General features: G+C 74.3%; 10 protein-coding genes. 3 read left to right on the top strand and 7 right to left on the bottom strand.

Annotated features, from left to right (window positions below):
• Positions 1-1,703 precede the first annotated feature (1,703 nt).
• From CCL05_RS23090 to CCL05_RS23080, 3 genes are read right to left on the bottom strand one after another with little or no spacing between them, the layout of a single operon-like run.
• A complete protein-coding gene (locus CCL05_RS23090; RefSeq protein WP_086562393.1) occupies positions 1,704-2,171 on the bottom strand; it encodes an MSMEG_6728 family protein in 468 nt (155 codons plus the stop codon).
• A 19-nt stretch (positions 2,172-2,190) separates the two neighbouring features.
• Positions 2,191-2,655, bottom strand: coding sequence for a DUF4383 domain-containing protein (locus CCL05_RS23085; protein ID WP_086562392.1), 465 nt, complete (start codon positions 2,653-2,655; stop codon positions 2,191-2,193).
• A gap of 13 nt (positions 2,656-2,668) precedes the next feature.
• Positions 2,669-5,179, bottom strand: a complete 2,511-nt coding sequence (locus tag CCL05_RS23080; protein ID WP_086562391.1) for a SpoIIE family protein phosphatase — start codon at positions 5,177-5,179, stop codon at positions 2,669-2,671.
• Between the two features lie 154 nt (positions 5,180-5,333).
• Between CCL05_RS23080 and CCL05_RS23075 the strand changes: the two genes are divergently transcribed.
• Entirely contained in the window at positions 5,334-6,305 is a 972-nt protein-coding gene (locus CCL05_RS23075; RefSeq protein WP_086562390.1) for a DUF72 domain-containing protein, read from the top strand.
• Here the strand turns inward: CCL05_RS23075 and CCL05_RS23070 are convergent.
• From CCL05_RS23070 to CCL05_RS23055, 4 genes are all read right to left on the bottom strand, one after another.
• Positions 6,205-8,037, bottom strand: coding sequence for a copper resistance CopC/CopD family protein (locus CCL05_RS23070; protein ID WP_086562389.1), 1,833 nt, complete (start codon positions 8,035-8,037; stop codon positions 6,205-6,207). The genes CCL05_RS23075 and CCL05_RS23070 overlap by 101 nt on opposite strands.
• Positions 8,038-8,209: 172 nt before the next feature.
• The gene (locus CCL05_RS23065) at positions 8,210-8,689 is read right to left on the bottom strand and encodes a cupin domain-containing protein (protein WP_086562388.1); all 480 of its coding nucleotides are present in this window, start codon (positions 8,687-8,689) and stop codon (positions 8,210-8,212) included.
• Positions 8,686-9,294, bottom strand: a complete 609-nt coding sequence (locus CCL05_RS23060; RefSeq protein WP_086562387.1) for a GNAT family N-acetyltransferase — start codon at positions 9,292-9,294, stop codon at positions 8,686-8,688. The genes CCL05_RS23065 and CCL05_RS23060 overlap by 4 nt, the downstream gene beginning before the upstream one ends.
• Positions 9,287-11,374 carry a penicillin acylase family protein gene (locus CCL05_RS23055; protein WP_086562386.1) on the bottom strand — a complete coding sequence of 696 codons (2,088 nt, stop codon included), beginning with the start codon at positions 11,372-11,374 and terminating at the stop codon, positions 9,287-9,289. Before CCL05_RS23055 ends, CCL05_RS23060 begins: the two co-directional genes overlap by 8 nt.
• An 80-nt stretch (positions 11,375-11,454) precedes the next feature.
• Between CCL05_RS23055 and CCL05_RS23050 the strand changes: the two genes are divergently transcribed.
• Together CCL05_RS23050 and CCL05_RS23045 are read left to right on the top strand one after the other, a co-directional pair.
• Positions 11,455-12,177 (top strand): siderophore-interacting protein, encoded by a 723-nt coding sequence (locus CCL05_RS23050; protein WP_086562385.1) that lies wholly within the window; start codon positions 11,455-11,457, stop codon positions 12,175-12,177.
• Between the two features lie 57 nt (positions 12,178-12,234).
• Positions 12,235-12,814 (top strand): HhH-GPD-type base excision DNA repair protein (locus CCL05_RS23045; protein WP_086562384.1); only part of this gene is annotated, 580 nt, incomplete at its 3' end.

The raw sequence follows: 12,814 nt of genomic DNA, 5'->3' as shown, positions 1-12,814 counted from the left end.
CCTGCCTCCCCCACCGCCCGCCGCGCGTAGTGGTCGCGCAGCAGGTGATGGTCGGCGTACCAGGCGGCCCCGCCGGGGCGTAGTCCGTACAGCCGGTGCACCAGCAGTTGGCGGAGGCCGAAGTCGCCGATGAAGTGGCGTTCGCAGCCGGGCCAGCCGGTGTCGGTGAGGAGGCGGGCGACGTGATGGGCGGTCAGGTGGTGGACGTGGCCCCGCTGGTGGTGGCGGAGCAGGACGTCCGCGCACTCCGTGTCGTGTGCCACCGACAGGTGGGTGAGGAGGTCGAGCCAGTGGTCGTGGTGNNGCGGCTTCGGCCAGGCGGATCACGGTGTGCGGCCGGCCGCCGCTCAGCCGGGCCACGGCGGCGTCGATACGGCGGCGGTTCGTGCCGCCCTCCGGTTCGGCGCGCTGCTGTCTTCGTACGGTCTCCCGGCGGAGCTGGTCCCCGGTGAGCAGCGGCATCCGCAGCAGGAGCACGCCGTCGGCCAGGGGCGCCCGGTCCGCGCTCTCGTCCGTACGGCGGGACCAGGCGGGCGGGGCCCCGTCGGCGGGTCGGTACTCCGCCGGGGGCGTCACCTCCTCGGGCGGCAGGCCGCCGTGCAGGAAGGCGCCGCCGTCGGGCCGGCGAGCCGTGCCGACGATGACCACGCGGTCGCGCTGTCCGCCCCGGCGGTCCGTGAGCACGCCGCGCAGCAGCTGCTCGCCGAGGGGCGACTCGGCGTGGTCCAGCAGCAGGCCCGGGCGGCCGACCCGGCGCAGCCAGCCGATGGGTGCGGCGTAGGCCGCCTCCAGGTCCTCGCGCAGGGCCCGGAAGAGAAAGCTTTCCGCGACCTCACGCGCCTCGCCGCCGGCCCGGAAGTCGGCGGCGAGGATGCGCAGCCCGATCCTGGGCTGCCCGGCGGCGCCGGGATACGCGCCGTAGATCCGCCCCAGTTCCGCCCTGCCCCGGGGCGCGAGCCCCTCGAAGAGGGCGTCCAGGAGGGCGTTGCTCACGGCCGCCGAGTACGGGTCGAGCGCCTGCCCGAGGGTGGTCAGGAGGTTGCGGATGGTGCCGCGCAGGACACCGCGCCAGAAGTCGCCGACGCCCAGGCCGCGCAGGCGTTGCTTCTGGGCCAGGTCCTCGTACCGTTCGGCCTCCGTCGCGACCGCCTCGGGCGTGCCCTCCGCCACGCCGGTCGCGATCATGGCCAGGCCCGTGAAGAGCCGCGGGAAGGCGAACGAGCCGCCGGTCCCCTGCCAGGTGCACAGCCGCCGGGCCACCTCGACCAGGGCCTCGGTCGCGGCCGAGCGGGCGCCGGGCTCCGGGTCGGCGCGGTCCTCGTACACCGGGGAGGCACAGTCCAGGTGGATCACCGGCACCTTGGCGGCGAAACGGTCCCGTACGGCGCGCAGCAGCCTGCCCTTGCCCATGCCCGGGCCGCCGGTGAGCAGGACGACGGGCAGGTCGGGGCCGTACAGCAGGTCCCGGCCGGCTCCCGACGGCGCCCGCCCCAGCAGCCGCGCGAAGAAGCCCTCCTCGCCGAGGAGTTTCTCGAACCCCAGTTCTTCACACACGGACCCCCCATGGAGTGCCTGCCCGCCCGGGGGCGGGTGACCGGTGACCGATGTGCCAGAAAAGATCCAGTGGAACACGGAACGGTCTGATCGGACAACGGGGGCGGCGCGGAAGGAAGTTGGCCGTAGTGCCTGCGCGGGCGCCGGTCCTACGCGGCCCGGTCCGACACCGGCCACACGTACGGCAGGTCGTCCGGGACGCCGGGGAAGAGGTCCGCGTAGGTGGCGGGGTCCTTGCGGACCAGGGCCGAGCGGTGGCTGTGGTGGAAGGGGGCGTCGCCCAGCCAGGGCGGCAGTTCGCCCTCGGCGGCCAGGACGTGCTGGTCGCGGACCGGGGCGTGCGGGCGGATCACCGCGAGGTCGGCGACCAGGGTGGCCGCGCAGCTGTCCTGGTGGCCCTGTTCCCGCCAGACGCGGCAGATCTCCAGGCCGTAGCGGACGAGTGCCTCCTCGTATCCGGCCCACATCCGGACCGCCGGGTGGTGGCGCCAGCCGTACCCCGGGACGACCAGGCCGCGCAGCACCTGCACGGCCTCGACCCGCTGTTTGCCGAGCCGGCGGCGGTCCAGGACCAGCGCCGACTCCCGGAAGCCGGGGTGGGGGAGGAAGGTCTGCACGCCGTCCCGTCCGGGATGCCTACCGCTCCGGGCCGGCGCGAGAGGTGCGGGTCCGGCGGCGGCCGAGGGCCAGAGCCAGGGCGATCATCACGATGCCCAGGGCGAAGTGCAGCCAGTCGTCGGCCGAGTTGAGCGGGACGAAGTTGGCGTCGCTGTCGTGGCCGACGGACAGGCCGTAGACCCACAGCACCAGGTAGACCGCGCCGCCGACCAGCAGGTACGAGTACGCCCCGGCGGCCGTGCCGGCGAACACCAGGCCGAGCAGACCGTAGATCAGGTGCACGAGGTTGTGCAGGACCGAGACCTGGAACAGGCCCAGCAGTTCGGCGCCCGACTCGTGGGAGGCGATCTCCATCGACCCGTAGTCGGTGGTGACGCCGGGGAGGAAGCCCAGCACACCGACCACGAGGAAGACGACGCCCACCAGCTGGGCGGCCCGCTGCACGGGCGCCGCGGGGGCCCGGTGGGAAGGGTGTGCGGTCATGGCCGGTGGATCCTCACGGGAGAGGCAGTGTCTGTTCGGCCCAGATGGTCTTGCCCGTGGCGGCCTGGCGCGTGCCCCAGCGCTCGGTCAGCTGGGCCACGAGGAGCAGGCCGCGCCCGCCCTCGTCGTATGTGCGGGGACGCCGCAGGTGGGGAGCGGTGTTGCCGCCGTCGGAGACCTCGCAGATCAGGGTGTTGTCGTGGATGAGCCGGAGCTGGATCGGCGGCCGCGCGTGCCGGATGGCGTTGGTGACGAGTTCGCTGACGACCAGTTCGGTGACGAAGACCGCGTCGGACAGCCCCCACCTCTCCAGCTGCGCCACCACGTCCTTGCGGGTCTGGGCGACCGCGGACGGGTCGTCCGGCACCGCCCAGGTGGCGACCTGGCTCGCGTCGAGCGCCCGGGTGCGGGCGACGAGCAGGGCCACGTCGTCGGCAGGGCGCGGCGGCAGCAGGCCGGCCAGCACGGTGTCGCACAGCGCGTCCAGCGAGGGCGCCGGACGGGCCAGGGCCTCCCGCAGCCGGTCGACGCCGGCGTCCACGTCCCGGTCCCGGTTCTCGATCAGGCCGTTGGTGTAGAGGGCGAGCAGGCTGCCCTCGGGCAGGACGACCTCGGTGGCCTCGTGGGGCAGGCCGCCCATGCCGAGCGGGGGCGCGGGCGGGAGGTCGATCAGCTCGACCCTCCCGTCGGGGCTCACCACGGCCGGCATCGGATGCCCGGCCCCGGCGATGCAGCAGCGCCGCGACACGGGGTCGTACACGGCGTACAGGCAGGTCGCGCCCAGGTCCCCGGAGGTCTCCGCGCTCTCCCCGTCCTCCCCCTCCACGCTGAGCCGGGTGACCAGGTCGTCGAGGTGGGTGAGGAGCTCGTCGCACGGCAGGTCGATGTCGGCCAGGGTGCGTACGGCCGTCCGCAGCCGGCCCATGGTCGCGGAGGCGTGCAGGCCGTGGCCGACGACGTCGCCGACGACGAGGGCCACCCGCGCCCCGGAGAGGGGGATGACGTCGAACCAGTCCCCGCCGACGCCGGCGTGCCCGCCCGCCGGCAGATAGCGGGAGGCGACCTCGACCGCCGCCTGCCGGGGCAGTCGCCGCGGCAGCAGGCTGCGCTGGAGCGTGACGGCCGTGGTGCGCTCCCGGGTGTAGCGGCGGGCGTTGTCGATGCTGACCGCGGCCCGGGCCGCCAGTTCCCGGGCCAGGACCAGGTCGTCGTGCCGGAAGGGGTCGGGGTTGCGGTACCGGAGGAGGAAAGCGACGCCCAGCGTGACGCCGCGGGCGACGAGCGGCACGGTCATCACCGAGTGGATGCCGAACGCCCGGATCTTCGCGGCCCGCTCCGCGTCGTGCGCGAGCCACGCCGCGAACGCCGGGTCGGTCACCTCGTGCAGGGTGGCGCGTCCGGCGCGCAGGCTCTCGTAGGGCGCCGAACCCTCGGGGTAGGCGTCCACCTGGCCGGCCGCCACGACCGACTCCGGGGCTCCCGGGGTCACCGACCGCAGCGCCACCCGCCGCAGCAGCAGCGGCCCGTCCGCCGGAAGGACCCGGGCGGGCGGTTCGGGTACGTCGTCCAGCGCGGCGACCAGATCGACGCTGACGAAGTCGGCCAGGGCCGGGACGATCACGTCCGTCAGCTCCTCGGCCGTGCGCCGTACGTCGAGCGTGGCGCCGATGCGCCGGCCGGCCTCGGCGATCAGCTGGAGCCGCTTGCGGGACCAGAACTGTTCCGTCATGTCGTGCGCGGAGAGGCAGACGCCCTGGATCGTGCCCTCGGCGTCCCGCAGCGCCGACTCGAAGACCGACCAGGCGTGCTCGCGGGGCTCGCCCGGGGCGCGCAGATAGTTCTCCTCGTACTGCGTCTCACCGGTGCGCAGCACCCGGGCCATGCTGCGTTCCGCCCGCGCACCGGCCTCGTCGTCGACGATCTCGGACACGCGCAGGCCCAGCATCTCCTCCTCGGTGAGCGCCATGGCCCGCTGCATGCCCTCGTTGGCCCGCCTGAGCCTGAGCCGGGTGTCGTAGAGCGCCAGGGCGCAGCAGGGGGACTGGGTGAAGCTCCAGCTCACGAGGGATTCGTCGAGGGCGGGCCGGGGCTGCCGGCGGGTCAGTGCGGACAGGAGGAGCCAGGCCGGGGCTCCGGTGCCGGGCGCCCTGTGGTGGGCGAGGACCCGGACGGTCAGCTTCCGGCCGTCGTGGTGCCGGAGCGCGACATCGCCGCTCCACCGGGACAGTCCGGCGAACGCGGGCGGGCCGCCCCGGGCGGGGATCGGCTCGGCCAGCAGACCCGCGGCGGGGCGGCCGGTCATCTGCCGGGCCGAGTACCCGAGGAGCCGCTCGGCGCCCGTGTTCCAGCCGGTCACCCTGCCCTGCTCGTCGAGGGTGACGCGGGCGGTGAGGGACTCGCCGACGAGGTCCGCGAGCGCTTCGGGGGTTTCGGTGGCTTCGGTGGCGTGGGGGGCTTCGGGTTCCGCTCCGAGCGACCGGCCGGCACGGTGGCCGGCCCGGCCGACGGTGACGGGCTGCTCCATGATCGGTCATCTCGCTCTGGAGGGGATCAGCATGCTGGATTAGTACTGTATGTGTGGCTTATCCCATGATTACCCCTATTGGGGCAGGTCTCACCGTGCCGCCACGGCCCGGCCCGTGAGCCTGCCGCCGCCCGGCCCGGGTAACCGGTCCCCCATGGGCGAGATCCTGGTGGGCACGTGCTCCTGGACCGACCGGGCCCTGGTCGGCAGCGGCTGGTATCCGGCGGGGCGGCGGGACGCCGAGGGGCGGTTACGGCACTATGCCGAGCGGTTTCCGGTCGTCGAGGTCGACGCCTCGTACTACGCCCTGCCGAGCGAACGGAACAGCCGGCTGTGGGCCGAGCGGACACCGGACGGGTTCGTGTTCGACGTGAAGGCGTTCTCGCTGCTGACCGGGCATCCGACGAGGGAGGCGGTGATGCCGCCCGGGCTGCCGGCCGACCACCGCGACCCCGCCGTGCTCGACGAGGTGTGGGCCCGGTTCACGGCCGGGATCGAGCCGCTGCGGCGGTCCGGGCGGCTGGGCAGCGTGCTCTTCCAGTTCCCGCCGTGGTTCCGGCCCGGGGAGCGGGCGGAGGCCTTCCTCCAGGCATGCTCAGAGCGGACGCGCGGGTGGCCCGTCGCCGTGGAGTTCCGGCATCCCTCCTGGTGGGAGCCGGGCCGGGCGGAGACGACATGCGCGCTGCTCACCCGGTACGGCATGGCCGCGGTCGCCGTCGACATGACGCAGACGCTGCCCGCCTCGATACCGCCCGTCACCCCCGTCACCTCGCCCCGGCTGTCTGTCGTACGGTTCCACGGCCGCAGCACCGCCTGGGGGACCGGCAGCAAGGAGGACCGCTTCCGGTACGGGTACGGCGAAGACGAACTCGCCGAGTGGCTGCCCCGGCTGCGCCGGCTGGCCGAGCGGACCGGACAGGTCCACGTCCTGTTCAACAACTGCTGCGGTGACGCGGCCGTCCGCGCCGCCGAGTGCATGACGCGGCTCCTCGACGGCGCCCCGCCGGCAGCGGCACCGACGCTGCCTAGGGCGCGATCCGCACCTGCTTCTCCACCGTCACCTGGTCCACGTCCGACACCCGCACGGTCGTCTTCATCGTCCACGTCCCGGCGAGGGGCAGATTGACGGAGTTGGCGCTCCAGTAGCCGCCGGCGTCGGTGAGTCCGGCGTCGATCGGGCCGACCTTCCGGGAGGGGAGGGTGAAGGTGAGGCGGACCTCGGGGACGACGATCAGACCCTTGTCGGCGCCGAAGACCACGGCCTGGACGCCGTTCTCGCCGACCCGGGCCGGGTCCAGGGTGACCTGCACCGTGCCGCGGCCGGACAGGGGGCCGCTGCTGCCGCCGGTGTCGAAGGGCACCGAGACGAGGGTCGTGGGCGGCAGGGTCCCCGCCGGGGAGCGCTGCGCGGCCTCGGCCTGCGCGCGGCCCGGCAGCGTGGTGGTGAGCAGTGTCGTGATCAGCAGTACCAGGGCGGCGACGGCGACTTCGACGAGGACGGAGCGGCGCAGACCACGACGTCGGATGTCCGCGTCACCGGGCTCGGGGGCCGGCTCCGGCGGTCCCTGCCGTTTCTCGGGCGCTTCCGGCTCCCCGGCCGCGTCCGGTGCGCCGGCTTCGCCGGGCTCCCCCGGCGCACCCGCGCCGACCGGCTGCGCGACCCGTGCCGGTACGGCCGTCCGGGCGGCGGCGGTCGCCGGCGCCGCGAGGCGGGCCGTCCAGCGGCGCGAGTACCCGGCCGCCAGCAACAGCGCGGTCACCGCGACCAGTTTGGCCAGCAGCAGCCGGCCGTACGACGTGCCGGTCAGCGCGGCGAGGGAGCCGAGGCCGCGCCAGGACTGGTAGAGGCCCGTGACGGCCAGGACGGTCACCGAGGCGAAGGCGATCCGGGAGAAGCGGGGCACGATGTCCGTCAGGGCGTCGACGGAGGCCCGGCGCAGGGTCAGCAGCAGCGCCACGAGACCGCCGAGCCAGACGCCCGTGGCAACAAGGTGCAGCACGGACGAGGTCATCGCCAGCGGCACCTGGATCCCGGCGGAGGCGTGCTCGGCCGCTGCCCAGGTCAGGGCCAGGGCGACGGCCAGGGTCGCGCCCACCGCCCGCAGCACGGGCTCCCGGCGGTCGCGGTGCCGGGACAGCCGCAGCAGGAAGGCGGCGGTCAGCAGGAGGACGGCCAGCCTGGCGAGCAGGGCCAGACCCGGGCGGCTGGTCACCGTGCGTTCGAGGGCGGAGAGGTCGAAGGCCCCGGCCGGGCCCGCACCCGTCTCGTACGGGGCGCGCAGCACCAGCAGGACGAGCGTCGAGCCGAGCAGGGTCCACCAGGCCGCCGTCAGCGGTCTGCGCAGCGCGGACGTGTCCGCGGGCCGGCACAGCAGCACGAACGCCACCGTGCCGACGAGCAGCGCGGCGGCGAGGTAGGCGAGATAGCGGGCGGCGTCGTAGAGGCCGCCGGTCAGCGGGTCCTCGTCCGGGCCGGTGTCGACCTGCGCGGACGTCGCGGACCGTTTGCCGACGGAGAAGGTGAAGGCGCCCGAGACCGGGTGGCTGTCGGCGGACACCACCCGCCAGGCCACCGTGTAGGTGCCCCGGGCGAGTTTCCCGGGCAGCCCGACCCGGGCCGTGTCGGACTGGCCGTCCGCGTGCCGCGCCTCGCCGGTGTGCACGCGGCGCTGGTCCGGGCCGAAGACCCGGAAGGAGTCGTCGAGCAGCCCGACGGACTCGGTGAAGGTCAGGGTGAGGTGGCGGGGGGCACGCTGGATGACGGATCCGTCGTCGGGGTCGGTGCTGCGGAGGGCGGCGTGGGCCGAGGCGGGGGCTGCTCCTGCGAGGAGCAGGACCAGCACGGTGCCGAGCAGCACCAGGGCTTGAAATCGCCGGGGGTGTCCGACATTGCGCTCCACGTGGGTCTCCGGGGTCGGGCTGTACGGCTCCCGGTTATGTACGGAAGGGAAAGGTGTAGCGCTCAGCCGGGGGTGGGTGTGGTTGGCGGGTGCGGGTGCGTGGGGGCTGGTCGCGCAGTTCCCCGCGCCCCTAAGGACGAATCAGTTCTGCAATCTTGTCAGCCGCTGCCGGATAGCTCGCCGTCAGCTCCGCCGCGTCCCCGTGTTCGTAGCCCTCGAAGGTGAAGCCGGGAGCCATCGTGCAGCCGAACAAGGTCCACTGGCCGCCCTCGCGCACCCTGCCGCCCATCCACGTGCCCGCCGGGATCGTGAACTGGACGTGCTGGCCGCCGAGGACGTCCGGCCCGAGCACCACCGTCCGCGTGCTGCCGTCCGGGGCGAGCAGGAGGAGCTCCAGGGGATCGCCGAGGTAGAAGTGCCAGATCTCGTCGGTCGGCAGGCGGTGGAGGGCGGAGTAGTCGTCGGGGCCCGCTGTCAGCAGGGCGACGATCGCCGTGCCCTCGGGTCGGCCGTCGGGGCGTTGTGGACCGGCCCAGGTCTGGCGGAACAGGCCGCCCTCGCGCGGGATCGGCTCGAGGCCGTAGTGGGCGATGAGGTCGTCGGGCGTCACGCGGGGAAGAGTATCTCCCGGTCGAGGAAGGCGAGCTGGGCCTTCTTCTCGGGCAGGTACACGTCCGGCAGGTCGATCTCCGGCAGGACGGCCACCGGCCCCGCCGTGAAGCCCAGCCCGAGGAAACGGGCGACCGCCTTCGCGTTGCGGACGTCCGGGTCGACCACGACCCGCCGGCGGTCCAGGCCGAGCAGGACGTACCGGGCGATGGCGGTCACGAGCCGTGCGGTCCAGCCGGAGCGCGCGCCGCCCGGCCCGGCGGGGGCGAGCAGCAGGTGGACGCCGATGTCGCCCGGGCGGACGTCGTAGCACTCGCCGACGCGGTCCGCCCCGGGCTCGTAGGTCTGCAGGAGCGCGACCGGCTCGCCGTCGCGGACGACGAGGAAGGCGTGGTGGGTGGTGAGGGCGTCCATGTGGGCGTAGATCTCGGCGACCTGACGCTCGGTGAGGCCGGTCATGCCCCAGAAGGCGGCCCGGTCCTCGCTCACCCAGCGGTGGACCGTCCCGGCGTCGGCCTCCGGGTCCAGCGGCAGGACGCGGACGGTGCCGAAGTCGTCGGTCACCTGCTCGTGGACGGCCGTGCGGGAGGCGTACGGGTCAGACATCGGTCTCCTTGTTCAGCAGGGTCCAGTCGGTGACGACCGGGACGAGGTCGCCGGCGAGCCACAGAGGGAGCTGGTCGCGGTGGTGGGGCGAGCCGGGGACGCCCGAGGCGCCGAGCGGCACGACCCAGCGGCTGTCCTCGCGCCGGGCCAGGTCCCAGACGTACCGGGCGGCCGGGCCGCGCGCGGCGCGGTCGGTGAGGCCGGGCACGCCCGAGGTGGACAGCACGCAGTCGTGGTCGCCGGACAGCCCCGGTTCGTCGTACGGCGTCTCCGGGTCCAGGGCCCGCCGGGGGGCGAGCCGGTGGGTGTCGCCCCAGACACCGGCGGGCGGCCGGGCGGCCACCTCCTCGACCGCCGCGCGCACGGCCGACGGGCGGTCGATTTCGTACAGTTCCTCGGCCCGCAGCAGGTGTTCGAGCGCGAAGCCCACGCGGGGGACGAGGGCGAGCCAGGGCCGGAACACCTCCGGGTACGCCGGCGGTGTGGCGAGCGCGGCGAAGGCGGGGTGCGCCGCCAGTTGCCGTACGACCGCGCCGCGCACGGCCGAGTAGAGGGCCGCGTCGGCGCTGTCGGCGTCCATGCGGCGGTTCCAGGCGAGGAGACGGTCCCGGAGAGCGGCGGCCTCGGGGGTCAGGGCGTCGAGGGTCCGCAGGTGGTCCAGGAGGGGGGCCGCGGAGGCGAGGTGGGTGTCCGTGTGGATCCGGGGCATGTCGGCGGCGGACCAGCGCTCCCGGCCGGAGAGCAGCGTGGATATGCGGTCGTGGCGGTGCGGCGGGGCGAACTCGACGCCGAGGGGTGCGGCCGGGCCGCGCTGGTTGGCCATGACGGCGACGCCGTCGGTGAGCCCGGCACGGGGTGTCTCCTGCCAGCCGTGCCACTCGTGGCCGGGCTCCCAGGCGGGCACGGGGCGGAGCCGGTTGGCCTCGGCGCGCAACGGCACCCGCCCGGCGACGCGGTGCAGGACACCGCCCTCGGTGTCGGCGGCCTGGACGACGTTGACCGGCTCGGCCCACCGGTCGAACGCCCGGTCCACGTCGGCGACCCGGCGGGCCCGCAGCAGCGGCAGCAGGGCACCGAAGCCGAGGTCGCCGGTGACGCGGGGCGGGTAGCGCAGGCTGATCGCGACGGGCGGACCGACCGGGTCCAGCGGGTCCCCGTCGAGTCCCTCGGGTCCGCCGATGACCACCGGGCCCCGGTCCGTCTCGATGACCTCGACCTCGACCGGCTCCTCGCCCGCCACCTCGACGACCTCCGTGTGCCGGGCCGCCCGGTGCCAGCCCCCGTCCGGGCCGAGGGCCTCCACCCCGGAGCCGGTGCGCCGCAGCCGCTCCCGGTACAGGTCCTGGTAGTCGGCCATGGCGTTGGTGATGGCCCAGGCGACTGTGCCGGTGTGCCCGAAGTGGGCGATGCCGGGGACACCGGGGACGGCCAGGCCGACGACGTCGAAGTCCGGGCAGGACAGGCGGATCTGCTGGTAGACGCCCGGGTCCTCGATCCAGCGGTGCGGATCACCGGCGATGACCGCCCGCCCGGTGACGGTCCGCTCCCCGCTCACCAGCCAGCCGTTGCTGCCGGAGGTGCCGGGGCCGTCGGTGGCGAAGAGGCCGATGGCGTCGGCGCCCAGGTGGGCCGCGACCTGCTCACGCCAGAGCTTGGCCGGGAACCCGGCGAACAGGATGTGGGTGGCGAGCCAGACGCCGAGGGGCGTCCAGGGTTCCCAGCGGCCCGGGGTGAGACCGGTGCGGGCGCATTCGGGAGCGGTGCCGTCGGCGAGCCCCTCGTTGACCCCGTCGACGTACGCGCGCACCCACCGCGCCGTCTCGGGGTCCCGTCTCTCCAGGTCCGTGAAGCAGCGTCTGGCGGTGTCGTCGAGTCGGGCACGTCTGGCGAACCGGTCCCAGGGCAGGGCGCTCGCGCCGAGGAAGGACGCCGAGGTGCCCTGGGCCCGGTGCCGTTCGATCTCCAGCTGCCAGGCCCGGTCGCGGGCGGTGACGAGACCCTGGGCGTGGGCGAGTCCGGCCACGCTGCCGGCGCGCAGATGCGGTATGCCCCACGCGTCGCGGTAGATCTCCGTGGCCATACTCTTCCCCCACTTTTTTTAGGTTAGCCTTGCCTAAGTCAAAGCCGTGGCGGAGATCGTACGCGAAGGGTGAACACGGGATGGGGCAGGGGCGGGGTTGGGAGGGCGCGGTCCTCAGGCTGCTGCGCGCGAAGGATTTCGCGCTCACCGTGACCGACGCGCAGGACGTCACCCCGGACTACCGGCGGCTGCGCTTCACCGACGGCGGCCTGCTCGCGGCGACCGGTGTGCACCCGACCATGTGGGTCCGGCTGTGGTTCGACAACGCGGGCAAGCCCCACCAGCGGGCCTACACCCTGGTCGACCCGGACCCGGCGGCAGGGACGTTCAGCCTGGAGTTCGCCCTGCACGAGGGCCGCGCCAGCGACTGGGCCAGGGCCGCGAAGCCGGGCGACACCGTCGAGGCGACGGTCCAGGGCACCGGCTTCGAGCACCCGGACCCGGCCCCCTCGCACGTCTTCGCCGTCGGCGACCCGGCCTCCCTGCCGGCCATCAACTCCCTGCTGGACGCGCTGGGTTCCGCGCGGGCCACCGTCTGGTTCGAGGGCGGCGACGACGATCTGCCGTTCCGCACCGACCCGACCCGGCACGAACTGCGCACGGTGCCGCGCCAGGACGGCGGCGCACACCTGGTCGAACAAGTGAAGGCGGACCTGCCCGGCCTGCTCCGGGGCACGTCCGACCCGTACGTCTGGATCGCCTGCGACACGACGACGACCCGCGCCCTGTCCGCCTACGTCCGCAAGGACCTGGGCCTGCCCGGACAGCGGGTCCACGCACTGGGCTACTGGCGCCCCGCGTAAGCACCGGCGGCCCGGGCTCCGGACGCGGCCGGTCCCGCCCCGAGGGATGATCGGTGCATGGACGTCACTCTTCACCTCGCCCAGGACCCCGAGGCCGACGCGCTGCTCGGGCGCAGTCCGCTCGCCGCGCTGGTCGGGATGCTGCTGGACCAGCAGATCCCGATGGAGTGGGCGTTCAAGGGCCCGGCGACCATCGCCCAGCGGCTCGGCACGGACGATCTGGACGCGCACGAGATCGCCGCGCACGACCCCGAGGCCTTCGCCGCGCTGCTCTCACAGAAACCGGCGGTGCACCGCTACCCCGGTTCCATGGCCAAGCGGATCCAGCAGCTGTGCCAGTACCTCGTCGAGCACTACGACGGTGACGCCGAGGCCGTCTGGAAGAACGCCACGACCGGCAAGGAGCTCCTGAAGCGGCTGGCCGAGCTGCCCGGCTTCGGCAAGCAGAAGGCCCAGATCTTCCTCGCCCTCCTCGGCAAGCAGCTCGGAGTGCGGCCGCCGGGCTGGCAGGAGGCCGCGGGCTCCTACGGTGAGCCGCAGTCCTTCCGCTCGGTGGCCGACATCACCGGCCCCGACTCGCTGGCGAAGGTCCGAGCGCACAAACAGGAAATGAAGGCGGCGGCCAAGGCGGCCAAGG

Source organism: Streptomyces africanus, assembly GCF_002150735.1.
GTDB classification, from domain to species: Bacteria; Actinomycetota; Actinomycetes; order Streptomycetales; family Streptomycetaceae; genus Streptomyces; species Streptomyces africanus.
This window is presented reverse-complemented; position numbering and strand designations above follow the sequence as displayed.